The organism is Streptomyces sp. NPDC002884 (genome assembly GCF_040295245.1).
Lineage (GTDB): Bacteria > Actinomycetota > Actinomycetes > Streptomycetales > Streptomycetaceae > Streptomyces.
On record NZ_JBEOVB010000002.1, the window covers coordinates 315409 to 339795 of the forward strand.

Genomic DNA, 24387 nt, shown 5'->3' on the forward strand with positions numbered 1-24387 from the left:
TCTAGCGCGCCTCCTGGTCGCTGTCCGGGACGCGTGCCGCCCACATCGGCAGCCGCTCGGTCCGCTGCCGGTTCGTTCCGTTCTGGCGGGCCAGCCGCTCGCTCTGGCCGCGCAGCGCGATGTCCAGCCCGTCCCACAGCGTGCCGTCGGTCCGGTCACGCGGATCGGGATCGATCAGCACCACGCCGATCACCTCGATGCGCTGGTCCGCGAGCTGCCGCGCCACGGTGTGCAGCCATGCGGCGCTGCCGTGCCCGGCACGCACCACGAGCACGGTCCGCGTGCCGAGGTACTGGAGGTCGGTCCACGCCGCGCCGGGCGCCACCGAGCCGACGCCGAGCCGGAGTTCCTGATGCGGCTCGGCCGCTGCACTCCCGCCGCTGACGACGGTCGGGTCTCCCGGCTTAGGGCGGCGCTTGGCGAGCTGCGGGCCGGGCAGACCGTCGACGACGACCACCGGCCCCTCCGCCGCCAGTGCCCCGGCGAGGTCCAGGGCGAGCACGCTCGTGTTGCGCGCACAGCCCAGCTCCAGCAGGGACACCGGTTCCGCGGAGCTGCGCACGGTGCGGGCCAGGGACGCGGTGAGCCGTTCGCGTGCCGCCCGGATCCGTCGGCGCTGCCACCGCCTCGCCGACCGGCGGGGCAGCTCCGCGACGACCGAGGCGCCGAGGTTCGCGGCGATCTCCCGGCGCAGTACGGGGCGGTCCGCCACCACCGTGCCGACCGCGGCCACCGCGAGTCCGAGGGCGAGTCCGAGGACGAACCCGATCGCGGCGTCGGTGGCGGCGGTCCTGGGCAGGGAGTGCCGTACCGCGCGCGGGGCGTCCACGATCTGTGTGCCGGCGACGAGCTGGGGCGTGCCGATGCGCGCCTCCGCGGCGCGCTGGCCGAAATCGGTGATCCGCGAGGTGAGTTCGGCCCGGCGGGCGAAGAGGGACTCCATGTTCGCCGACGCCTTCGGCCCGGTCTCCGACGATCCGTCCCCGATCGCCTTGTCGACCTGGGCGAGATCGTCCCGCATGCGGTCACGCTGGTCGAGCAGCGCCTTGGCCTCGGCGTTCGCGGCCTGCTGGATCCGGCTCACGTGGTCCGCGACGAACGCGTCGGCCAGCGCCTCGGCGCGGGCCACCGCCTCCGCGTCGCTGTCACCGGTCACCGTGATCTGCAGCAGGTTGTTGGTCAGGCCGATACCCCCGTAGTCCTGCATGAAGTCCTCCGGTTTCTCGGAGGACCCGAGGGCCTGCAGCGCCTTGCTCGCGATCCGCGTGGTGTGCAGCAGCGCGACATCGGTGCGGATCAGAGTTCCGGGGTCGTTGGGCTGGTCCTCCTGATGCGCCACCAGCACCTTGGTCACCGCGGTCGGCGGCGGCGGCAGCAGGACCGCCATCGCCGCGCCGGCGAGCAGCCCCAGCAGTGCCAGGGAGCACCAGAGGCGCCGCCGCCTGCGCACCGCCACCACCAGCACCTGCAGGTCCAGCAGCGGAGCGGCGGCCGACGGCTCCGAAGTCGTACGCGTCGTCACTGTGCACCTCCCGTCGTGTCGTGGCCCACCGCTAGCGCCGGTGCGGCGGCATGCCGAGGACGGTCGGCAGACGGCGTGGGACGGGCCCAGGCCGTGCCGGCGAGGACGATGCCGACGACCTCGTGCTTGGCGTCCGCGCACGCGTCGGCGATGCCGGCGAGCTCCCCCGCGGTCCAGCTGCCCGCGCTGAGCACGACCAGGGCCCCGGACTCGCCGTCGTCGTGGTCCGGCACCATCGGCTCGGACACCGAGACCTCCACCACCCGCAGCAGCGGATCGCTCCCGGCCGCGGCGACGAGCTGGTCGGCGGCCCGGCGGGCGATCTCGTCGCCGTCCGGGACGACGACCAGCAGCCGCCGGGGGGACGGCAGCCGGTCCCGGAGGCGGGCGTACACCCGTCGGTAGCGGATCTGCCTGCTGGCCTCGTCGCCGGACGTCTGCGGGGTCGGGATGTCCCACCGGACGTCGACGCCCAGCAGCCGGCGGATCCGGGCCCGCGGGCCACGGTCCTCCGGCCGGCGCGCGGGCCGTTCGCCCGGTACGTCGACGGTACCCAGCAGCGCCGAGCCCAGCGCCGCGGCGATCTCCGGTTCGGTGCGCAGCCGGCGGCTCATCCGCGCGGCGGTGAGATGGCCGACGACCGCGAGCAGGAAGAACAGCAGCGCCCCGGCGACGATGAGCTGCGTCCTCGTCGGCGGCGCCTCGCCGGCCGGCCGGCCCGCCGGTCCCATGACCACCATGTTGGCCTGGTTGGCGGCCGGGTCGGCCTGGTCCAGCTTGTTGATGGCCTCCTGCAGCGCGGTACGCAGCTTCGCGAGCTCGGTGCGGGTCTGGACGCTCTCCACGGTCTGCCCCGGATCGGTCGCGTCGGCCAGCTCGGTGATGCGGCGGTTGGTCTGCACCACCATCTGCTGCAGTTCCTCGAGCTGTGCCGCCGCCTCGGGATCGGTGTTGTCGTCCACGATCCGCGCGGCGAAGGTGACGAACTGCTGGGCCACCTGGTCGGAGAGTTGCTGTGCGCGCTCCGGGGTGTCGGCCGTGCCCGAGATCTTGATGATGTTCCCGTCGGCGGCCTTGGCGCTCACCTGATCCCGCAGCTCGCCGCCGCTGACCCCGGTCCAGTCGAGCGTGGCGGCCGCGCGGTCGACCACCACCGAACTGGTCGCGATCTCCGCCTGGGTCAGCAGCTCGCGCTCCTCCCACGCCCCCGGCAGCAGTACCGACGCGGACGTCGTGTACCGCGGCGGGAACAGCAGGGAGGCGCCGAAGCCGACGAGCGCACCCACCACGGCGAGGATGGTGAGAAGCCGCCAGCGCCGACGGATAATCCGCCCGATCGTGACCAGGCGTATCGTGTCATCGTTCAACGGTGCGGCCTCCGCCCTGTGCCCTGTCCGGGTCGCCCGCCGACACCGGGGTGTGGTCCCGGCAGGCGGCGGCGTAGGCGGCGAGCAGCGACTGCTGGGAGTTGCGCCAGGAGAGCGGCCCGCCGATCCGCTCCTGGCCGATCTTGCCCATCTGGGCCCGCTTCTCCGGATCGTCCAGCAGCGTCGCGATGAGCTCGGCGAACGCGGCCTCGTCGTTGGCGGGCGCGTAGACGGCGGCGTCGCCGGCGGAGACTCGCGCCTCCCGGAGGTCGAACGAGACGACCGGCCGGCCCATCACCATGTATTCCAGGACCTTGTTCATGGTCGACACGTCGTTGAGCGGATTGTGCGGGTCGGGGGAGAGACACACGTCCGCGGTGGACAGGTAGCGCACCAGATCGGCGTCCGGAATGCGCCCGGTGAACTGCACCTGCTCCGCGAGCCCGAGTTGCCGGGACAGCTCCACCATCGCGTCGAAGGTGTCGCCGGCGCCGACGAACACCGCGTGCCAGTCGGTCCGCCCGAGCTCGTCGCGCAGCTTCGCGAGGGCCCGCAACGCGTAGTCGACGCCGTCCTGCGGGCCCATGACGCCCAGGTAGCACAGCAGATGAGGCTTGCCCCGCTTCAACTCCGGCTCGGGCGGCACGGGGTGGAACCGGTCGATGTCGGGCGCGCTGCGCACCACGAAGACGTCCTCGGGCCGCTGACCGCCACGGCTCACCGCGACGTCCCGGTAGCTCTCGTTCGTGGCGAGCACGACGTCCGCGGCCCGGTAGGTCCGCCGTTCCAGTGCGCACACGGCGCGGTAGAGCAGATCCTCGCCGCGGTCGAACCGGGAGAGGTACAGCTCGGGTACCAGGTCGTGCTGGTCGAAGACGAACCGCGCGCCACGCCGCTTCATCCACAGCGCCGGAAGGAACAGCAGGTCGGGCGGGTTGCAGGCGTGGACCACGTCGACCGGGCCGACCTTCCGGGCCAGCCTTACCGTGTGCCACAACGCCGATCCGTACTCCCGCAGGTAGCCGGCCGGCCCGCCGGTGGCCGCGCGCAACGGATAGCGGTGGATCCGCACCCCGTCGATCTCCGCCTCCGGCTCCGTGTCCCGCTTGCTGCCCTGCGGGCAGATGACGTGCACCTCCCAGCCCGCGTCGCGCAGGGTCGTGCACTCCTGCCACACCCGCCGGTCGAACGGCACCGACAGGTTCTCCACCAGGATCAGCGCGCGCCGGTCGTGCCGGTCGCCGCTGGTCATGTCACCAGGCAAGGCCCACGTACCCCGGTTCGGCCCGGCGCGCGTCGGCGTCGGGAAGGTGGATGAGGTCGACGATCACCGGGCCGTCGCCGCCGTGGGGCAGCGCCGCCAGCACGTCCGGATCCCTGGTCCCGACCAGGCACACCTCGGCGTGATCGAGCACCTCCTCGACGGAATCCGCGAGCAGCTGCGCGAGGTGCGGCAGCCGGGTCTCGACGTACTCGCGGTTCGCGCCGAGCAGCCGGGAGAGGCTCACGTTGGCGTCGTGGATCCGCAGGTCGTACCCCTTGCCGAAGAGCCTCTCCGCCAGCTCGACGAGCGGGCTCTCGCGCAGGTCGTCGGTGCCGGGTTTGAAGGACAGCCCGAACATCCCCACCCGGCGCTTGCCGGTGCGCTCGACCAGCTCCACCGCGCGCTGCAGATGGTCGGAGTTGGAGGGCAGCACGTGGGCGAGGATGGGCACCGAGACGTCCGCCCGCTGCGCCGCGTGGACCAGGCTGCGCAGGTCCTTGGGCAGGCAGGAGCCGCCGAAGGCGAAGCCCGGCCGCAGGTAGGCGGGGCTGATGTTCAGCTTGCGGTCGGCCAGGAACACGTCCATCACCTGGTGCGAGTCCACCCCGAGCGCCTGGCACACGGCGCCGAGCTCGTTCGCGAAGCCGATCTTGAGGCCGTGGAACGCGTTGTCCGCGTACTTGATCGCCTCGGCCGTCGGGACCGGTACCCGGAACACCTCGCCGGGCAGGCCGTCGTACAGCGCCGACACCGCCTCGCCGCTCGCCGCGTCGAGCTCGCCGATGACCGTCTTCGGCGGGTCGAAGAAGTCCCGCACGCTCGTGCCCTCGCGCAGGAACTCCGGGTTGACCGCGACCCCGATGTCCACTCCGGCCGTGCCGCCGACGTATTTCTCCAGGATCGGTACCAGCAGGTTCAGGCAGGTGCCCGGGAGCATGGTGCTGCGGAACACGACGGTGTGCCGGCCTCCCTGCTTGCCCCCCTCGGCCAGCACGGCGCCGATCTCCTCGGTGACCCGCTCCAAGTAGGTGGTGCACAGGCTGCCGTTGGGCTCCGACGGCGTGCCCACGCAGACCAGCGACATCTCGCTGTCCATGATCGCTTCGCGGACGTCGCCGGTGGCGCGCAACGCTCCGGTCCGCACGACCTCGGCGATGAGCTCGCCGATCCGCTCCTCGACCACCGGGGCCTTTCCTTCGTTGACCAGGTCGACCTTCACCTGGTTCACGTCCACCCCGATGACCTCGTGCCCCATGCTGGCCAGGCACGCGGCCGACACGCAGCCCACGTAGCCGAGCCCGAAAACGCTGACTCTCATGACCCGTTCCTCCCCCCAGACAGGCCGTTCCGGCCTGCGGTCCGCGCGTCGGCGGGACCGTTGAGTTGCAGACCCCCGCGCATCAGTACGCCCCCTGCCCGTAGAGCACCGCACGCAGCGTCTTCCACAAGATCACCGTGTCCAGGGCGAGCGACCAGTCCTCCACGTACCGCAGGTCCAGCCGGACCGCCTCCTCCCACGACAGGTCGCTGCGTCCGCTGATCTGCCACAGGCCGGTGAGTCCGGGCTTGACCAGCAGCCGCCGCCGGATGTCCGGGCCGTACGCGGCGGACTCCTCCGGCAACGGGGGCCGCGGACCGACGAGCGACATCGATCCGGTGAGCACGTTGAAGAGCTGCGGGAGCTCGTCGAGCGAGTACCGGCGCAGCACTGCTCCCACCCGGGTCACCCGCGGATCCCGGCGGAGCTTGAACAGCAGGCCGGCGCCCTCGTTGCGGTCGGCCAGCCCGGCACGCGCCCTGTCGGCCCCGGCGACCATGGTGCGGAACTTGAGAATGGTGAACTCGCGTCCGTCCTTGCCGACCCTGCGCTGGCGGTAGAACGCCCCACCCCGGCTGTCCATCAGCACGAGCAGCCCGACGCACACCATCAGCGGCGCGAACAGCACCAGCAGAATCGTTGCGCCTATCCGGTCGACGACCCCCTTGACCGCCCGGCGGCCACCGGTGAAGGTCGGCATGCTGACCCGCAGCAGCGGGATCCCGAGCACCGCGTCGACATGCAGCCGGGGACCGGCCACCTCCATCAGCACGGGGGCCACGACCATCTCGGCATCGCTGCCTTCGAGGTTCCAGGCCAGCCGTCGCAGCCGGTCCGGTGACCAGTGCGGGTCCGGTGTGACCGCGACGACACGGTAGCCGTCACGGTGGACGTGGCCCGCGACGTCCGCCAGCCGGCCGACGACCGGCACTCCGTCCAGCTGGTCACCGTCGAGCCCGCGGACGTCCGTCGTGCAGACGGCGTCCACCCGCCAGCCGAGGTGCGGGAACTTGCGGGTCCGGGTGATCAGGTCGTGCACGGTGGCCGGGCTCCCGGCCGCGAGCACCGGCCGCAGGCACCGGCCTTCCTTGCGCTGTTTGTGCAACCAGAGGCGCAGTAAATACCGCGCGGTCATGGTGACGATCGCGATCGCCGGGATCGCGACGAAGATCCAGAGTTTGATGTTGCGCGAGGTGAGAGCGATCCCGCCGAGCGCCAGCACGACGGTGGCCGTGAACAGGGAGCGTCCGAGCCGGCGGAATTCCTCGGCGCCCTGGCCGAGCACGGCAGGCGCCCACGACCGGCTCACCGCAAGCGCCCCCAGCACCAGCAGCTCGGTGCCGAATGCGAGAATCCCCCACTTCTCGTGCCAGTTGGCCGCGTCCCGGGCCCCGAAGAAGTTGCCGATCGCCGCTACTACGACGGCGGTTGCCACGGTGTCGCTGGTGACCACGGCACGGCGGTACCGCTGCTCCCACTCGATCGCGGGCTGTCTTGTCGCGCCGTTCGCCAGACGCTCGCGCGCTGACGGAAACGGGCTGACTAGTCCCCCTTGCCGCACAGAACCCCCCAGGTCCCCAGTGGCTCGACGTGTTCGCCCAACACTGTTCCTCCCCCCGGGAGGCCCCCGCCCCCCGCACTGTTCCCCCCTCGGGAGGCCCCCGCCTCCCGCGCATGACAGCTCCGCCCATGACAGAGCTATTTGAGCAACCCACCCCGGCGGCAGCGGACTTGTATGTCCTGCCGACTCACGAGGTGTACGGGAACCCGTCGAGACCCCAGGTGCTCCCCGCACCCAACGCCCCTCTCGGGCTCCAAGAGCTGATCACCCCCACGCCTGGCGCCGGGGCCGCGACTGCCGGCTTTCCGTAGCGCCGGACCAAAAGATCGTTACTGGACGCCTGGTGTTCGAACAGCTGAAGCATGGTCAATCTAGACCATCGGGGCCAGTATGAAGAGAGGGTTGTGTGTAATTTGTGCTCAACGTTTTCAGGGCAGGAACCGCCGATCGGTGACGCCTACCGGTGCCTTTGCGCCACCGCGCGCGCCGGCGGCTCAGCCGGCTCCCGGGCGCGTTTTCCACGCGGTGATGAGCCCCGTCGGCGGGCGATCTGATGAGACGTCAGACTCCTTCTCGCACAGGCCAAAGAGCCTTTCGGGAGGCAGGAGGCGACCGGGCGCCGAGAGCGGACGACGCCCGAGCCGGCTCAAGGCTCGTACGGAGCGAGCTTCTCGAGCCGTACGTACGTCAGCCGGACGTCTCTCCTGGTCAACGGCTCGGCGGTGGAGAGCGCGGCGAAAGGCGTGCCCGCCGGGGGAGCGGGGATCTTGGGCCGGCTTTCCGGCCAAGGGTGTTCGCAGCGATGGCGGGGTTCGACCGTCGACAGACGACGGAATTCGGCTGGTGTGAGGGTGCCTGACAGACATCCTGGACTGTTTTGACCCGCGAAGCCGACCGACCGGGACGGCTGCGCCGACCGGACAACCGGACGACCGGCGACGACGGCCACGACAACGATCACGACCACGACCACGAGCACGACAGCGACCGCGACAGCCACCACGAGCACGAGCACGACCACAAGCGGACGAGCCTGTTCCTCCAGGCGGCGCCACCGACGTCACCACCACGGTGACGCGGCTGCCTGTGTGGCCGAGCTTCCCGCAGCGACATGGGGGCGGTCTGCCCAGGGTTCAAACCGCGAACGCTGTCCCTTCCGGCACGGCGCCGCTGAGCCGCTTTCGGGAGTGGACGCCGAGTGGGCACGAAGGGCGTCCGAGCGGGAGTTCTCCCGGCTCGGACGCCCTTCTCCATGCTGGTGGCTTCTAGAAGAAGCCGAGCTTCTTCGGCGAGTACGACACCAGCAGGTTCTTCGTCTGCTGGTAGTGCTCCAGCATCATCTTGTGCGTCTCGCGGCCGATGCCCGACTGCTTGTAGCCGCCGAAGGCGGCGTGGGCCGGGTACGCGTGGTAACAGTTCGTCCAGACGCGCCCCGCCTGGATCGCCCGGCCCGCGCGGTACGCCGTGTTGATGTCGCGCGTCCACACGCCCGCACCGAGGCCGTACAGCGTGTCGTTCGCGATCTTGATGGCGTCGTCGAAGTCGTCGAACGAGGCCACGGAGACCACCGGTCCGAAGATCTCCTCCTGGAAGACCCGCATACGGTTGTCGCCCTCGAAGATCGTCGGGCGGACGTAGTAGCCCCCCTTCAAGTCCCCCTCGTACTCGGCGCGTTCGCCACCGGTGAGGATCTTGGCGCCCTCCTCCCGGCCGATGTCGATGTACGACAGGATCTTGGCGAGCTGGTCGCTGGACGCCTGGGCGCCGATCATCGTGTCGGTGTCCAGCGGATGGCCGGGCTTGATCAGCTCGGTACGGGCGACGGCCGCCTCGATGAAGTCGCCGTAGTTGCCGCGCTGGATCAGCCCGCGCGACGGGCAGGTGCAGACCTCGCCCTGGTTCAGCGCGAACATGGTGAAGCCCTCGAGGGCCTTGTCGCGCAGGTCGTCGTCCTTCTCCCACACGTCGTCGAAGAAGATGTTCGGCGACTTGCCGCCCAGTTCCAGCGTGACGGGCTTGAGGTTCTGTGAGGCGTACTGCATGATCAGCCGCCCCGTCGACGTCTCGCCCGTGAAGGCGATCTTCGCCACCCGAGGGCTGGACGCGAGCGGCTTGCCCGCCTCCTCGCCGAAGCCGTTGACGATGTTCACCACACCCGGCGGCAGCAGATCGGCGATCAGGCTCATCCAGTAGTGGATGGACACCGGCGTCTGCTCGGCGGGCTTGAGGACGATCGTGTTGCCCGCGGCGAGCGCCGGCGCGAGCTTCCATGTCGCCATCAGGATCGGGAAGTTCCACGGGATGATCTGCGCGACGACGCCGAGCGGCTCGTGGAAGTGGTACGCCACCGTGTCGTCGTCGACCTCGCTGAGCGAACCCTCCTGGGCCCGGACCGCGCCGGCGAAGTAGCGGAAGTGGTCGATGGCCAGCGGGATGTCCGCGGCCAGCGTCTCGCGGACCGGCTTGCCGTTCTCCCAGCTCTCCGCGACCGCCAGGGGTTCCAGATGCGCCTCCATCCGGTCGGCGATCTTCAGCAGGATGTCGGAGCGCTCGGTTGCCGAGGCGCGGCCCCAGCCCGGCGCGGCCGCGTGCGCCGCGTCGAGTGCCCGCTCCACGTCCTCCGCCGTACCGCGCGCCACCTCGGTGAACGTCTCGCCGTTCACCGGAGACGGGTTGTCGAAGTACTGCCCCCGCGCCGGGGGCACGTATTCGCCGCCGATGAAGTGGTCGTAACGCGTCTGGTAGGAGACGATCGCGCCCTCGGTGCCGGGCGCCGCGTAACGGGTCATCCTGCTCTGCCTCCCTCAGCAGCGCTGCCCGCCGTTGGGCAGCTCTCCGCGGGAGGCTAGGAAGGCGGACGTTGCATCCACGTTGCGCCGCCCGCCGGGACGGCCTCCTTCCTGCGGGCGCCTCGCTTCCCGACGCCTCGCTGTTCGACTCCTGGCTTCCGGCGCCTGGCTTCCGACGTCCGGCTCGGCTTTGCGACGCCTGGCTTCCGGCGTCCGACGTCCGGCTTCCGGCTTCCGGCGCCTGGCTTTCGACGTCCGGCTCGGCTTTGCGATGTCTCGCTGGGCGATGCCTCGCCTGTGGGCCAGGGGTCCGGCCTACAGGTGCGGCCATCCGGTCGGTGCCGTCAGCTCCGATTCGAGGGACGCGAGACGGGCCCGTATCGCGGCTGTCGGGCGGGCCGCCGCGAGCGCCCGCCAGACGCCGAGGTCGTCCTCGCCCCACGGCGCGTGCGCCCAGTCCGCCAGCAGGTCGGGGTCGCCGCAGGCGATCAGCGCGGCGCGCAGGCCCTCGGCGAGCAGGCGTCTGAGCCGTGCCACCGCCGGTGCCTGGGACGACGGCAGCGGTGGCCCGGTGTACGCGGCCACGGCCGCCGTGACCGCGCCGGCCGCCAGCCTTCGTTCGACGACGGCGACGTCCGACTCGCACGCCACGGTGAGCCGGTAGGGGCGCGAGGCCAGCAGCCCGGGGCCGAGCACCCCACGCAGCCTGGCGAGTTCGGCCCGCAGTGTCACGGGGGGCACCGACTCGTCCTCGTACAGCGCGCACAGCAGCTCGTCGCCCGTCAGGCCCTCGGGGTGGCGGGCCAGCAGCACCAGGATCTCGCTGTGCCGACGGCTCAGCCTGATGTCACGGCCGCCGGTGACCAGACGAGCCTCGTCCCGGCCCAGCACGGTGAGCTGCGGTGCGTCGACGGCGGGCCGCTCCGGGGCGAGCAGCGCCAGGTGCGCCTCCGCGGCCCGCGCGACGGCCTGCACGAAGCCCAGGCTGTGCGGATGCGCCAGCCCGTTCCCGCCCGTGATGTCCACGGCGCCCAACACCCGCCCGGTCCGCGGATCGTGTACCGGAGCGGCGGCGCACGTCCACGGCTGCACCCGCCGGATGAAGTGCTCGGCCGCGAACACCTGCACCGGCCGGTCCAGGGCGACCGCGGTGCCCGGCGCGTTCGTCCCGACCGCGCTCTCCGCCCAGCGCGCGCCCGGCACGAAGTTCATCCGCCCCGCCTGCCGCCGGGTCGCCGCGTGACCCTCGACCCACAACAGCCTGCCGCGCGTGTCGCACACCGCCAGCAGGTGCTCTCCGTCGGCGGCGAACGTGCCCATCAGCTCACGGAACAGCGGCATCACCCGCGCCAGCGGATGCTCCGACCGGTAGGCGCCGAGATCGCCGTCGGTCAGTTCGACGCTCGCCGTGCCGTCGGGACCGACGCCGGCCCGCGCGGAACGCCGCCAGGAGTCGGCCACGACGGCACGCACCGGCCGCGGCACGGTGCCCGCCTCGGTGAACGTCTCATGCGCCCGCCGCAGGGCCCGTACCCGCTCGGCGGGGTCGGCACCCGGTTCCAGGGCGACCCAGGGATCGGTCAACTCGTCCTCCCGGAAGGCGATAGGGCTGGGGACATCGTCACTCCGGGTACGCGGACCGACAACCGTTTGGACGACGTCGCCCCGAAGCCGGCCGTCTGCTTTCGGTCCGGTGCGGGTCAGGTGCTGCCCACGAGCCTCAGGTAGCGGCCCCAGCCCAGTTCGGACCGGGATCGGTGTGATCGCTGCCCGGCACCTCGTAGTGGCCGATGATGTGGGCCCGGTCCTTCGGGATGCCGTACCGGTCGCAGACCGACGCCGTCAGCCGGGCGGATTCCTCGTAGAGGGCGTCGGTGAAGTAGGCCGGTCTGTCCACCCAGCCCTCGTGCTCGATACCGATGCTGCGGGTGTTGTAGTCCCAGTTCCCCGCATGCCAGGCGATGTCCGGTTCACGCACGCACTGCGCCACATGACCGTCCACGGAGCGCACGACGTAGTGGGCGGACACCTTCTTGCGCGGGTTCTGAAAGACGGTCAGGGCCTTGGCGTACAGGGTCTGTGTGACATGGATGACGACGCGGTCGACGGGATGGGTGGCGGGGCGGTTCGCCGCCGTGCGGTTGGCGGCGGTCGCGGGCTGCCACTCGGCGAGCGGGTAGTCGACGGTCCGGGGCTCGGCGCCCGCCTGCGCGTCGGGCAGCAGTACGTACGGAACGGCGGCGAGGGCGGCGCCCTTCAGGATCCGGCGTCGGCCGGGGAGGGGTCGAGTGCGTTCCACAGGGGTTGCCTTTCGAGGTCTCGGACGTCCGGCAGGCGGCACCGGCCGTGCGCGGGGCGCCGGTCGATCCAGGACGCGTCCGACTCGCGGAACCCGTGATCCCGTACCGGCCGGCCGCTGCCGTCGTCACTCGGCGACTGCGCCCGCACACATCACGTTACGACGCCGGCCGGTCAGGCAGGAGGACACGCCGGGAGCCGGTGGACGAGCGCGGAACTGTGGACAACTCGCTCACCCGAACGGGGAGTTCCAGCCCGGTCGGCACCTCGGCCGACACGAGGGCGGACGCCGGCCGGTGACCCAGTCGGTGACCCGGCCGGGCCACGGCCCCGGCCGCTCAGGCCCGCTCCGCCACCGCCGCGGGGTCGTCCAGCACGGCCCGCACCACCGAGTGCGCGGCTCCCAGCAACGGGCCCTCGGGGCCCAGCCGGGAGACGGACACGGGACGGGCGGGACCCGCCGTGCGCCGGGAGAGCTCGGTCTCGAGGGACGGCAGCAGCCACGGCGCGAGCCCGGCCAGGGCGCCACCGAGCACGACGCCCTCAGGGTCCAGGAGATTGAGCGCCCCGGTGAGAGCGATGCCGAGGGCCGTTCCCGCCTCGCGCAGCGCCCGCCGTACGTCGGGGTCGCCGTCCGCGGCGCGTCCCGCGAGGAGTCCGACACGGTCCTCGCCCGGTTCCAGCCCGGCGGCGCGCAGCACCGCTTCCTCGCCGGCGTACTGCTCCAGGCATCCGCGCCCGCCGCACACGCACTCCGGTCCGTCGGGGTGCACCGGCACATGACCCAGCTCGCCGGCGAAGCCGCGGGTGCCGCGCAGCAGGCTGCCGTCCACCACCAGCGCGGCGCCGATGCCGATCTCCGCCGAGACGTGCAGGAAGTCCCCCGGAGTGTCCGCGCCGAGCCAGAGCTCGGCCAGTCCGCCGAAGTTGGCCTCGTTGTCCACGGTCAGCGGGAACTCCCCGGGCAGCAGCGCGCCGAGGTCGACGTCCTGCCAGTCGAGGTTCGGCGCGCGGACGACCGTACGGGCGTCGCGGGCGACCAGGCCGGGGACGGCCACGGCGAGTCCGGCAGGCCACAGCCCCTCGCGCTCGGCCTCGGCGACCACCTGGCGCACGAGCCCGGTCAGTTCCTCGACCACCGGCTCGGGGGAGCGGCCCCGGTTCGTGCCGTGCCGCACGGCGCGCGCCCGCACCTCACCGCGCAGATCGACGGCGCAGGCCGCCAGGTGGTCGACGCCGATCTCGGCGCCTATGCCCGACGGACCGCGCCCGCTGACCGCCAGCGCCGAACCGGGGCGGCCCACCCGGCCCGGCCGCTCGGGGCCCAGCTCCTCGAGCAGTCCGGTGCGTATGAGTTCGTCGACGAGGGTCGAGACCGCTGCCCGGGTCAGGCCGATGCGTGAGGCGACCGCCGCGCGCGAGAGCGGTCCCTCGGCGCTGACGGCGTGCATCACCCGGGCCAGGTTGCGGCGGCGCATGCCCTGCTGGGTGTCGGGCAGTGCGCGCCCCGGGCCGGTCGGCCGGGCCTCGTGCAGCGGTGCGGTCATGCCTCCGTCGATTCGTCGATGCTCAGTGGGCGTCCGTGCTCCGGTCCAGCAGCGGGGCCGCGTCGGAGAGTACCCCGGCGATCCTGGCCAGCGTCGCCTCGTCCCGCTCGACGGCGTCCAGCACCGGACCCCGGGTGGTGTTCCAGCGGCGGGCGACGGCGGCCGGGTCCTCGCCGGTCAGCAGGCCCGCCGCCTGTGCCGCGGCACCCAGCGCGACGAGTTCCCTGGCCTCGGGCACCTGGACCGGCCGCCCGGACAGCCGGCGCACGGTCTGCTGCCAGGCCGTGCCCCGGGCGCCACCGCCGATCAGCAGCAGCGGGGCCGAGCGGTCCGCGTCCTCGTCGAGGACCAGGTCCAGCGCGCCGAGCAGGGAGTGCACGGCGCCGTCGTAGGCGGCCTGGAGCAGCTGGCCGGCGGTCGTGTCGTGGCGCAGACCGTGCAGGAGGCCCGAGGCGTTCGGCAGGTTCGGGGTGCGTTCGCCGTCCAGGTAGGGCAGCAGCGTGAGCTCGGAGGTGGGCTCCACGGCCTCGCGGTCCAGGCCCAGCAGGGCGGCGACGCGATCGACGGCGAGGGTGCAGTTCAGGGTGCAGGCGAGCGGCAGCCAGTCGCCGTGCGCGTCGGCGAAGCCGGCCACGGTGCCGGTGGGGTCGGTGGGGCGGTGCCTGGCGACCGCGTACACCGTGCCCGAGGTGCCGAGGCTCAGCACGGGCGTGCCGGGGCGGAGCCCGAGGCCGAGCGCCGCCGCGGCGTTGTCCCCGGTGCCCGGGGCGACCAGGGTGCCCTTGGCGAAGGGCAGGTCGTGACTGTCGCGTACGGTGCCCGCCACTTCCCCGGGCCGCACCACGCGGGGCAGCAGCGCCGGGTCGAGGCCCACGTGGGCGAGGATCTCCGCGTCGTACGACTCGGTCGCGGACGCCCACCAGCCGGTGCCCGACGCGTCACCGCGGTCGGTGGTGCCCTCACCCGTGAGGCGCTCGGTGAGGTAGTCGTGCGGGAGGCGCACGGCCTTCGTGGCGCGCAGGGCCTCCGGCTCGTGCTCCGCCAGCCAGGCCCACTTCGTGACCGTGAAGGAAGCGGCCGGGACGGACCCGGTGCGCTCCGCCCAGAACTTCGCTCCGCCCAGTTCCTCGGTCAGCCGACGGGCCTGCGGGGCCGAGCGCACGTCGTTCCACAGCAGCGCCGGGCGCACCGGCTCGCCGCGCTCGTCCAGGGTGACGAGCCCGTGCTGCTGCCCGCCGACCGATACCGCGGCGGCCTCGCGGGCCGCGTCACCGCACTGGTGCAGGGCCTCCCGCAAGGCGTCCCACCACTGGCGGGGGTCGCTCTCACGGCCGGCCCCGGAGGTCACCGTGTGCGGCGCCTGGCCGCTCGCGACGACCTCCCCGGTGGCCGCGTCCACGACCAGCGCCTTGGTGGACTGGGTGGACGTGTCCACGCCGACGACGAGCGGACCCTCGGCTGCTGACATCGGGTTCTCCCTCAAGTTTTTCCGCGGCTCTGCGGGATCTGTCTTCCCACGAGATGCGTCCGCATACTAATTTGTAAACTGCCATGACGAAATAGTCGGTGACACAGTCTTCAAGCAAGGAGCCGCGACATGAGCTACCAGCCCACCCCCGATGACAGGTTCACCTTCGGCCTCTGGACCGTCGGCTGGCAGGGAAGGGACCCGTTCGGTGACGCCACGCGGCGTGCCCTGGACCCGGTCGAGTCGGTGCAGCGCCTGGCCGAGCTGGGCGCCTACGGCGTGACCTTCCACGACGACGACCTGATCCCCTTCGGATCCTCCGAGAGTGAGCGCGAGGAGCACATCAAGCGCTTCCGCCAGGCCCTGGACACCACCGGCATGACCGTGCCGATGGCCACCACGAACCTCTTCACGCACCCCGTCTTCAAGGACGGCGCGTTCACGGCGAACGACCGTGACGTGCGTCGCTACGCCCTGCGCAAGACGATCCGCAACGTCGACCTGGCCGTCGAGCTCGGTGCGAAGATCTACGTCGCCTGGGGCGGCCGTGAGGGCGCGGAGTCCGGTGCCGCCAAGGACGTACGGGTGGCCCTCGACCGCATGAAGGAGGCCTTCGACCTCCTCGGCGAGTACGTGACCTCCCAGGGCTACGACCTGAAGTTCGCCATCGAGCCCAAGCCGAACGAGCCGCGCGGCGACATCCTGCTCCCCACCGTCGGTCACGCCCTGGCCTTCATCGAGCGCCTGGAGCGTCCGGAGCTGTACGGCGTGAACCCCGAGGTCGGCCACGAGCAGATGGCCGGGCTGAACTTCCCGCACGGCATCGCGCAGGCGCTGTGGGCGGACAAGCTCTTCCACATCGACCTCAACGGTCAGTCCGGCATCAAGTACGACCAGGACCTGCGTTTCGGCGCCGGTGATCTGCGCTCCGCGTTCTGGCTGGTCGACCTGCTGGAGAGCGCCGGCTACGCGGGCCCGAAGCACTTCGACTTCAAGCCGCCGCGCACCGAGGACCTCGACGGCGTCTGGGCTTCGGCCGCCGGCTGCATGCGCAACTACCTGATCCTCAAGGAGCGTGCGCTCGCGTTCCGCGGCGACCCGGAGGTCCAGGAGGCCCTGCGCGCCTCCCGCCTGGACGAGCTCGCCCAGGCCACCGCCGCGGACGGCCTGGAGAGCCTGCTCGCCGACCGCACCGCCTTCGAGGAGTTCGACCCCGAGGTGGCCGCCGCCCGTGGCATGGCCTTCGAGCACCTCGACCAGCTCGCCATGGACCACCTCCTCGGCGCCCGGGGCTGAACCGGCACGCACGCGTGTGTGCACCGGTGAGTGTGCACACACGCGTGCCGTCGAACGATCGGCCCTCGTTCGGATTCGCTCGGCCTCGGCCCGGTCTTCGAACGGTCTCCGTACGGAATACGCCGGAATCATGCGCTCCATGACATGGGTCGGTACCAACTTCCGTGCGGGGCTCGCGCTGCGAGCGGTTCGCCGCGACGCTGGTCGCTATGGCCATGCCGCCCGTACCGCCCCGACCGCCCGGACCGCCGGGCGACCTGCCGCCTCCGGGCGGCTTCGGACCGCCCAGCTCCGGCTACGGACCCGACGACGGGACGGGCGGGGGTGGCTGGTCGCCCCCGCCTCCGTCGGGTCCGCCGGGCGGGTCCGGAAGGCGCAGGAACCCCCTCTTCGTCGTCCTTGCGCTGCTTGTCACCGCAGCGGCCGTGGTCGCCGTCGTACTGATGAGAGGCGACGATTCGCCGGCCGACGAGCCGAACGGCGGCAACAGCACCGACACCACTCCCGCCCCGTCCTTCAGTCTTCCGGTCGAGCTGCCCAGCGGCTTGCCGACCGAACTGCCGTCACAGCTTCCGACCCGGCTGCCGAGCGAACTGCCGACCGCGTTGCCGAGCGATCTGCCGAGTGATCTCGAGTCGCTGCTGCCGTCCCTGGAGGAGCTGCTCCCCTAGCGGCCACGCGCGCGTGGACCGCTACGCGCGCGTGCCGAGGCGCCGTCTCTCACACGCCCCGCGGCAGCCGTACGTACGTGACCGTCGTCTCGATGCCGCTGTCGACGAGCCGGCCCTGCGCGTCGAACGCGCCGGCGCCGTCGGTCATCCCGAAGTCGTTGTCGTTGATCAGGGCCAGCGTGGAGTGGTCCACGAGCGCGACGCCCTCGATCTTCCCGGGCACCCCGGCGACCGTGCCGAGATCGACGGCCAGGCGCTTCGCCAGCACCGGGACTCCCGAGGCCGCGGGATCGTCCAGCTGCTCCAGCGACGGGGACGTCGCGTCGTCGTCCCAGCGGCTGCCCAGGATGTTCGCCGCCCGGCTCAGCCGTACGAGGTGCAGCCGTGCGGCCTTGTCGGTGCGCTCCTCCACGAGCAGCCGGTCGCCGCCCACGGCGACCACCGAGGAGATCTTGAGCTCGGAGGTGTCGTCCTCGCTCGGGTCGACCACGTCGACCGGGTCGAAGCGGTACGCGTACTCGGCGGTGACGGCCTTCCTCTGCGGCGAGAAACGCAGCAGACGCGCGGTCCTCGAAGCCTCTCCCGCGGCCGTGTCCGGAAGCGACAGCGGGCTCTGCACCGCCAGGACGAGGTCACCGCCCGGGAGTTGGGCGAGGCCCTCGAAGCCGCGGTTGACCTTCCGGTGCAGCAGGACCGCCGGCAGCGCCTCCACCACCGGGTAGTCCGTCCCCGTGAGCTTCAGCCCCTGGGGCACGTAGCGCGTCAGGACCTTCCCGCGCGCGGAGACGTGCACCAGCGAGGGCCCGTACTCGTCGACGAGCCAGAAGCTCCCGTCCGCCGCCCGCACGATGCCCTCGGTGTCCAGCCCGTTCGGGTTGTACGCCAGCGGTGTCTGCGCGTCGTACGAGTACGGCGCCTCGTCGCGCCCCGCCTGGTTCGACAGGCCCGTGACGGGCTTCCCCGACTTCGTCGTGACCGGGATCGCCTGGAGCACCTTCACGGTGTCCCCGGACACCCGGATCCGCACGATCGCCGGGTCGAACCCGGGCACGGCGAACGTGCGGCGCTTGGTGCCGCCCACCTTGATCTGCCCGTTGGGGCCGCGGTCGGTGACCGTCCAGAACTCGCCCTTGCGGCCCGCCGGAAAGATGTCGCTGCCGATGCCGCCGAGGTCCACGCCCCGGTCGTCGGCCACCGTGCCGGGCAGCAGCGCGTCGCTGAACGTCCCGAGGGGGATGTCGCCGAGCGTCGCGGTGCGCGTGACGTGCGCCTCCCGGGCCGGCGTGCCCGCGGCGGCCGGTCCGGCGGTGACGAGCGCGGCCAGCACGGCGAGCGGTACGCCCGCCGCGACGGAACGGTGGACGCGGCGCCGACCGGTGGCGTGCGGGGACATCTGGCCTCCTGAGGAGAAGATGCGGCAAGTTCGATGACAGCGGCCAGAGTTGGGGCTCGCGCCGAACGTCGTACGACCTCCGGGTGAACACGGGGCGTCGGCCGCCCGTCGGACCGACACTCCGTGCGGCACCGTACGGAGCCCAGGCAGGGGAAAGCGCTTACTCGCCGGTGTGCCGGGCCACGGCCAGAGCCGTCGCCGGATCCCGGGCCGCATCCCCGGCCGGCATCCAGCGGCCGCCCTCCTTGCGGTACGGCCACCAGCTGCCGTCCCGCCCCAGTCGCAGCTGGCAGGCCGTCCCGACGGCCGTCCACCGGTTCGCCCGTGCCCGCAGCACCGGCCGCTCGTCCTCCTCCCAGGCCGAGTCCAGCGCGGTACGCGCGCGTGCGAGCGCCTCGCCCTCCACGGTCCACTCCTCCTCGAACACGGACAGGGCGGCCACCCCGCCGTGTCGCCAGGCCCGGACGGCAGCCGCCAGTTCCGCCCGGTCGCGCCCCGATCCGGCGGCGAGGCGGCCCACCACGGCCTCGCCGGTGCGATCCACCGTCCCCGGCACGTCGAGAACGCCCTCCGCCAGCCGTACGGCGTCCTGGGCCACGGTCGGCCGGGCCGACGGCGTACGCCGTCCCGGCGCTCCTTCACGGAGCGCCTCCGCGAGCAGCAGGTGCGCCGCGACGGCCGTCCGGGCGGCCAGGATCTCCAGCGCCGCCGGTTCGACCCCGGCCGGGGGCGGGGCATCCGTGTCCAGCGAAGGCGGCACACCCGGCTCCGGCGGGAGGTCAGGCACGGCGGGCAGCGGCGGCAGGATGTTCCCGGCCGCGTACGCCTCCGCCGCGTCCACCCCTTCGGTCCGCAGCGGGTGGGCATCGGACAGATCGGCCGACCGGGCGGCGGAACCGCGCGCCTGGAGCTCGTCCAGCAGGCTCTGTTCGGCACGGCCCCGGAGCAGCAGGAGCACGAAGGGATCCTGGTCGAGCAGCCTCGCCACCTGATAGCAGACCGCCGCCGTGTGACCGCAGTGGTCCCAGGCGTCGCAGTCGCACCGCGCCTCCAGGTCACCGAGCCCCGGCAGCAGGTCGACGCCGGCCGACGCGGCGTCCTCCACCAGATGGGGCGGCATCTCCCGGTCGAGCAGCGCGGCGACGTACCCCGCCCGCTCCACCGCGAGGTCCAGAAGGCGGTCCCACTGGTCGTCCGAGAGCCTGTCGAGCAGCACGTCGGCCCGGTGCTGCGTGTGATCGCGGTCCTGGACGACGGCCGTGACGCGCCCCGGTCGCACCGACACCGCGCCCACGGCGCCCGCGCGCGCCAGTCGGCGGCCCGTCCTCACCTGCTCCCCGTCCAGCGCGCCGTCCTCGAGCGCGGCCAGCCACGCGCGCCCCCACCACGTCTGCGCGAAGCCCCTCCCGTGCGCGGGAGGCAACGCGGCGAAGGTCCGTTCCTCGACGTTGTCGTGCCGGTTCATCGCGTGTCCCCTCGCAGCTGCACCAGATCCGCCAGCTCGGCGTCCGTCAGTTCCGTCAGCGCCGCCTCGCCCGCCCCGAGGACGGAGTCCGCGAGATCCTGCTTGCGGCGCAGCATGTCCGCGATGCGGTCCTCGATCGTGCCCTCGGCGATCAGCCGGTGCACCTGCACGGGCCGGGTCTGGCCGATGCGGTACGCCCGGTCCGTGGCCTGCGCCTCGACGGCGGGGTTCCACCAGCGGTCGTAGTGCACGACGTGCTCCGCGCGCGTGAGGTTGAGGCCCGTGCCCGCCGCCCTGAGCGACAACAGGAACACGGGGACCTCACCGTCCTGGAAACGCCGGACCATGTCCTCGCGCGCGGCGACGGGCGTACCGCCGTGCAGGAACTGAGTGGGTACGCCCCGCGCCGCCACATGCTGTTCGAGGATCCGCGCCAGGCGCGCGTACTGCGTGAAGACCAGCACGCTCGCCCCCTCGGCGAGGAGGGTGTCCAGCAGCTCGTCCAGGAGCTCGAGCTTCCCGGAGCGTCCGGCGGTCCTCGGCCGTTCCTCCTTGAGGTACTGCGCCGGATGGTTGCAGATCTGCTTGAGGCCGGTCAGCAGCTTCACGATCAGCCCGCGCCGGGCCATGTCGTCGGCCTCGGCGATCGCCGCGAGCGTCTCGCGCACCACGGCCTCGTACAGGCCGGTCTGCTCCTTCGTGAGAGCCACGGGCCGGTCCGTCTCGGTCTTGGGCGGCAGCTCGGGGGCGATCCCCGGGTCCGACTTGCGGCGGCGCAGCAGGAAGGGTCCCACCAGCCGGCCGAGTCGCTCCGCCGCGGCGGGGTCCCCGCCGCTCTCGACGGCTCGCGCGTACCGCGTGCGGAAGGCGCCGAGCCGGCCCAGCAGACCGGGTGTCGTCCAGTCCAGGATCGCCCACAGCTCCGACAGGTTGTTCTCCACCGGGGTGCCGGTGAGCGCCACACGCGCGCGTGCGCCGATGGTGCGCAGCGCCCGCGCGGTCGCCGAGTACGGGTTCTTCACGTGCTGAGCCTCGTCCGCCACGACCAGGCCCCACGGCACCTCGCCGAGCCGCCCCGCGTCCAGGCGCAGGGTGCCGTAGGTGGTGAGGACGAACTCCCCGTCGGACAGCTCCTCCAGATCGCGTCGCGGCCCATGGAAGCGGCGCACCGGCGTGCCCGGCGCGAACCTCTCGATCTCCCGCTGCCAGTTGCCCATCAGGGACGTCGGACAGACCACGAGGGTGGGACCCGCCGCCGAGGCGTCCGTCTGACGGTGCAGGTGCAGGGCGATCAGCGTGACGGTCTTGCCGAGCCCCATGTCGTCCGCCAGACAGCACCCCAGTCCCAGGGCCGTGGTCCGGGCCAGCCAGTCCAGGCCACGCCGCTGGTAGTCGCGCAGCGTGGCGTCGAGAGCCGCGGGCTGCTCCACCACGGGCTCCTGCGTCCCGGGAAGCGTCAGCCGCTCCCGCAGGGCCGCCAGCCACCCGGTGGGCCGCACGTCGACCCGTCGGCCGTCCACCTCCGTCGAGCCCGTCAGAGCCGCGCCCAGCGCGTCCACGGGCGTCATCCTGCGGTCCTGCTGAGCGCGGGCCCGGCGCAGTTCCCGTGGGTCGATCAGAACCCATTGGTCGCGCAGCCGCACCAGCGGACGGTTGGCCTCGGCCAGCCGGTCCAGCTCCTCGCGCGTCAGCTGCCGGTCGCCCAGCCCGAACCACCAGGTGAACGTCAGGAGCGAGTCCGCCGACAGGAAGGAGGGCGTGTCCGCGCCGAGCCGGTCGGGCCCCTTCACCTCCTGCGGCGGCCCCACGACCGCGCGGGCGGTCAGGGTGCGGGCCAACTCCCTCGGCCAGTGCACCTCGATCCCCGCGCCCGCCAGGGCCCGCGAGCCTTCGCCCAGCAGCTCGGACACCTCCTCGTCGAGGAGGTCGACGGCGTCCGGCACGGTGGCCGACAGCAGGGGTGTCAGCGCGGGCCAGGCACGGGTCGCGCGGCGCAGGGCGAGCAGGGCGTCCATCCGCGCGCGGGGGCCGAACGCACCGTGCGTGACACCGGGGTCCGCCCAGACGTCGGCGGCGTCCGCGACGAGCGCGGGGTCGCTCACACTGTGCACCTGCGGCACGGCCCGGAACCTGGGCGCCGCCCGGCCGGCCGCGAGGCCGTCGACCTCGGGCACGCCGAGCCCGGAGACCTCGATCCGCAGCGAGATCCGTACGCCGGCGTCGTGGCCCGCGGCGACGTCGGCCGCCCACGCGCGCAGCTCCGGCAGGTGCCGGGGCTGCGGGGCCGCGTAGGCCGGTCCTCCCGTCAGGAGGGACGCGGCGGGCGTGCGGGGCAGCGCGTCCGCCACGGCGTCCAAGAAGGCGCGCAGCAGCCGCTCGGGGTCGGGAAGGCGCAGCGGCAAGGTTTCGTCCACCGGCACGGCGTGTGCCTCGGGCGGCATGGAGGCGGCCAGCCGGCGCACCTGCTCGAGGTCCTCCGGAGCCGTCGGGCCGATCCGCCAGGCGTCGTGGTCCTCCGGCGACAGGCCGGGCAGCAGGAGACCGCGCGCCACACACCTCAGGGCCAGCAGGGCGGCCGCACCCCAGAACGCGGCGGCCCGGTGTCCGTCCGGCACGGCACGCGCGTGGGTGAGGACAGGCAGTGCCTCCTCCACCGGCAGCAGAACGGCGGATACGCGCGCGAGCGCCACACCGGCGCCGGCAGGCAGAACGACAGGCAGGTCCTCCGTCCGCAGGCCCGCTACGGCGGGAAGCGCGTCGTCGGGTCTCCAGAAGGCGACGCCGTCGGCGCGAGACGGAGTACCGGGCACGAACACGGCGGAGCGACGTGCCAGTTCGGAGATGTCGAACGGTGTCTCCACGAGAACCCTCTGTACGGCGATGAAACTGCTCCTCAAACTTGACTACCAGGGGCGGGGTCGCCGAGGGTACAACACTTCGACGGGAAACGCGCACCCGGTCCGGATCGGTCCGGTCCGCCCCCTGGAGTGCGCGTTCTCAGGGGTGTCTCGGGGCAGTACCTCAGGGACGTCTCAGGGTCGTATCCGGAACCGCGGGCGGCGCGAAGCCGTTTTCATGGCAGAGAGCGGCAGTGGCCGCGAAGGAGGCGACGCACATGTCGAAGAACGCGAAGATCGCCGCAGGGGGTGTGGCGGTCGGACTGCTGTTGCTGATCTGGCTGCCCTGGTGGGCTGCCCTGCTGATCGTCCTGGGGGTTCCGGCGGCGGCCTACCTCACGCTGGATCCCGCTCAGCGGCGCAGGCTGCGCCGTGTCACACGCAAGGAGCTCGGCCGCTGAGTGACGGGGACCGCGTCGCGGTCCCCGTCCTCCCGCACATCCAGCCGCCCGGGCCCGTGGACGGGCGTCCAACGGCCGCGCAGAGGGCTGCTGTGAGCCCTCAGAGCGGCCGTACGGCCATTCTGTCCAGCGCTTCGAGGAGCCCGGGCAGCTCGGGTCCGCGACCGACCGGCAGCACCTCGCCGGGCTCGTCGTCGAGCAGGACGAACGCGATGTCGTCGGTCCTGGCCACCAGCGACCAGCCGGGGCCGTCGGCGCGCAGGGTACGCGCGTCACCGGGAGCGAACGACGAACGGACGCGCCCCAGCGGAGGTGGGGCGTCCACGTAGGCGCGCACCTCGGCGAGGACGCGGCGGATGCCTCTGTGGCCCTCCGCCGTGCCCTTCTCGGCCCCGCCGGCCGAGTCGGACCGGTCGGCGGTGTCGGACCGGTCGGCGGTGTCGGACCCGCGCGGCTCGCCGTCCCGGACCCCCTGGCCGGTGTCGGTGTCGGTGTCGTCGGCGCTGTCTCCCGCGTCCGCGGCCGTGCCCGCTTGAGGGCGCGCGAAGTCCGCGTCGTCGATCTGCTCACGCCACAGGGCCCACTGGAGGGCGATCTCGTCGGCCCCCAGCCGGCGCTGGGCCGGACCCCAGGTGGTCGTGTCCGGCGGCGTCAGCGCGGGGCCGTCCGCGATCTCGGCGGCGGGATCGTGCGGCGCTGGCACGCCGGGGGCCGCGACGGCGACCGCCAGCGGCCAGCCGGGCAGGGCGGCGACGACCGTCCGCTCGCCGGGCGACAGGTCGTACTCCATCCCGCAGTCCCACGACGCGATGGCCACGGCCACCAGCGACACGTCGTCGATGACGACCGTCCACCGCGCGCCCTCGCCGTCCTGGCCCAGCACCAGTCCGTACCCGTCGGCGAGCGGCGGGAGGCCGAGCGCCGCACAGGCCTCCGGGTAGTCGTCGCCCAGCGCGCTCGGGAACTTCGCCGGCGTCAGCAGTACCGCCGTGAGCACATAGAGCGCATCGTCCGCGGCGGCGACGGCGTCCTCGTCCGTCCCAGCCATCCCAGCCTCCCCATAGGTTTGTCCAACGGCGCGCACCCTAGTGCGGCGGGAAGCCGCTTGTCACGACTCCCCGACACACCCG

At 72.7% G+C, this 24387-nt stretch carries 16 protein-coding genes and 2 pseudogenes; 4 read left to right on the top strand and 14 right to left on the bottom strand.

Features of this window, described 5'->3' with window-relative positions:
- Window position 1: 1 nt before the first annotated feature.
- The 5 genes and pseudogenes from ABT070_RS05815 to ABT070_RS05835 form a co-directional block, all read right to left on the bottom strand.
- Window positions 2-1522, bottom strand: coding sequence for a Wzz/FepE/Etk N-terminal domain-containing protein (locus ABT070_RS05815; RefSeq protein WP_351755188.1), 1521 nt, complete (start codon window positions 1520-1522; stop codon window positions 2-4).
- Complete coding sequence (locus ABT070_RS05820) at window positions 1519-2889, bottom strand: Wzz/FepE/Etk N-terminal domain-containing protein (RefSeq protein ID WP_351755190.1); 1371 nt, start codon at window positions 2887-2889, stop codon at window positions 1519-1521. The genes ABT070_RS05815 and ABT070_RS05820 overlap by 4 nt, the downstream gene beginning before the upstream one ends.
- Window positions 2886-4141 (bottom strand): annotated as a pseudogene (locus tag ABT070_RS05825) (glycosyltransferase family 4 protein). The gene ABT070_RS05820 and the pseudogene ABT070_RS05825 overlap by 4 nt, the downstream one beginning before the upstream one ends.
- A 1-nt stretch (window position 4142) precedes the next feature.
- The gene (locus tag ABT070_RS05830) at window positions 4143-5471 is read right to left on the bottom strand and encodes a nucleotide sugar dehydrogenase (RefSeq protein WP_351755196.1); all 1329 of its coding nucleotides are present in this window, start codon (window positions 5469-5471) and stop codon (window positions 4143-4145) included.
- A gap of 82 nt (window positions 5472-5553) precedes the next feature.
- Window positions 5554-7032, bottom strand: coding sequence for a sugar transferase (locus ABT070_RS05835; protein WP_351755199.1), 1479 nt, complete (start codon window positions 7030-7032; stop codon window positions 5554-5556).
- Between the two features lie 877 nt (window positions 7033-7909).
- Here ABT070_RS05835 and ABT070_RS05840 point away from each other — a divergent pair.
- The gene (locus ABT070_RS05840; RefSeq protein ID WP_351755202.1) at window positions 7910-8107 is read left to right on the top strand and encodes a hypothetical protein; all 198 of its coding nucleotides are present in this window, start codon (window positions 7910-7912) and stop codon (window positions 8105-8107) included.
- Between the two features lie 190 nt (window positions 8108-8297).
- On the opposite strand, the gene exaC is transcribed toward ABT070_RS05840, so the two are convergent.
- The 5 genes and pseudogenes from exaC to xylB form a co-directional block, all read right to left on the bottom strand.
- Window positions 8298-9821 (bottom strand): acetaldehyde dehydrogenase ExaC, encoded by a 1524-nt coding sequence (gene exaC / locus ABT070_RS05845; RefSeq protein ID WP_351755205.1) that lies wholly within the window; start codon window positions 9819-9821, stop codon window positions 8298-8300.
- Window positions 9822-10136: 315 nt separating this feature from the next.
- Window positions 10137-11405: a GAF domain-containing protein gene (locus ABT070_RS05850; protein ID WP_351755207.1), complete on the bottom strand. Its 1269-nt coding sequence runs from the start codon at window positions 11403-11405 to the stop codon at window positions 10137-10139.
- 116 nt (window positions 11406-11521) lie between these two features.
- Window positions 11522-12120 (bottom strand): annotated as a pseudogene (locus tag ABT070_RS05855) (N-acetylmuramoyl-L-alanine amidase).
- A gap of 337 nt (window positions 12121-12457) precedes the next feature.
- Window positions 12458-13666, bottom strand: coding sequence for an ROK family protein (locus ABT070_RS05860; RefSeq protein ID WP_351755209.1), 1209 nt, complete (start codon window positions 13664-13666; stop codon window positions 12458-12460).
- A 22-nt stretch (window positions 13667-13688) separates the two neighbouring features.
- Window positions 13689-15134 (bottom strand): xylulokinase, encoded by a 1446-nt coding sequence (xylB, locus tag ABT070_RS05865; RefSeq protein WP_351755212.1) that lies wholly within the window; start codon window positions 15132-15134, stop codon window positions 13689-13691.
- A gap of 129 nt (window positions 15135-15263) precedes the next feature.
- Here xylB and xylA point away from each other — a divergent pair, with 129 nt between their 5' ends.
- Together xylA and ABT070_RS05875 are read left to right on the top strand one after the other, a co-directional pair.
- A complete protein-coding gene (xylA, locus tag ABT070_RS05870) occupies window positions 15264-16430 on the top strand; it encodes a xylose isomerase (protein WP_351755215.1) in 1167 nt (388 codons plus the stop codon).
- Between the two features lie 209 nt (window positions 16431-16639).
- A complete protein-coding gene (locus ABT070_RS05875) occupies window positions 16640-17101 on the top strand; it encodes a hypothetical protein (RefSeq protein WP_351755218.1) in 462 nt (153 codons plus the stop codon).
- Between the two features lie 49 nt (window positions 17102-17150).
- Here ABT070_RS05875 and ABT070_RS05880 read toward each other — a convergent pair whose 3' ends face one another.
- From ABT070_RS05880 to ABT070_RS05890, 3 genes are all read right to left on the bottom strand, one after another.
- Window positions 17151-18494, bottom strand: a complete 1344-nt coding sequence (locus tag ABT070_RS05880) for an esterase-like activity of phytase family protein (RefSeq protein ID WP_351755221.1) — start codon at window positions 18492-18494, stop codon at window positions 17151-17153.
- Window positions 18495-18654: 160 nt separating this feature from the next.
- Complete coding sequence (locus ABT070_RS05885) at window positions 18655-19959, bottom strand: SWF or SNF family helicase (RefSeq protein WP_351755224.1); 1305 nt, start codon at window positions 19957-19959, stop codon at window positions 18655-18657.
- On the bottom strand, window positions 19956-22820 hold the full coding sequence (locus ABT070_RS05890; protein ID WP_351755227.1) for an SCO1167/SCO6262 family helicase: 2865 nt from the start codon (window positions 22818-22820) through the stop codon (window positions 19956-19958). Before ABT070_RS05890 ends, ABT070_RS05885 begins: the two co-directional genes overlap by 4 nt.
- Before the next feature lie 254 nt (window positions 22821-23074).
- Between ABT070_RS05890 and ABT070_RS05895 the strand changes: the two genes are divergently transcribed.
- Window positions 23075-23257, top strand: coding sequence for a tail-anchor membrane protein (locus ABT070_RS05895; RefSeq protein WP_266506007.1), 183 nt, complete (start codon window positions 23075-23077; stop codon window positions 23255-23257).
- A 100-nt stretch (window positions 23258-23357) separates the two neighbouring features.
- On the opposite strand, the gene ABT070_RS05900 is transcribed toward ABT070_RS05895, so the two are convergent.
- Entirely contained in the window at window positions 23358-24305 is a 948-nt protein-coding gene (locus ABT070_RS05900) for a hypothetical protein (RefSeq protein WP_351755230.1), read from the bottom strand.
- Between the last annotated feature and the right edge of the window lie 82 nt (window positions 24306-24387).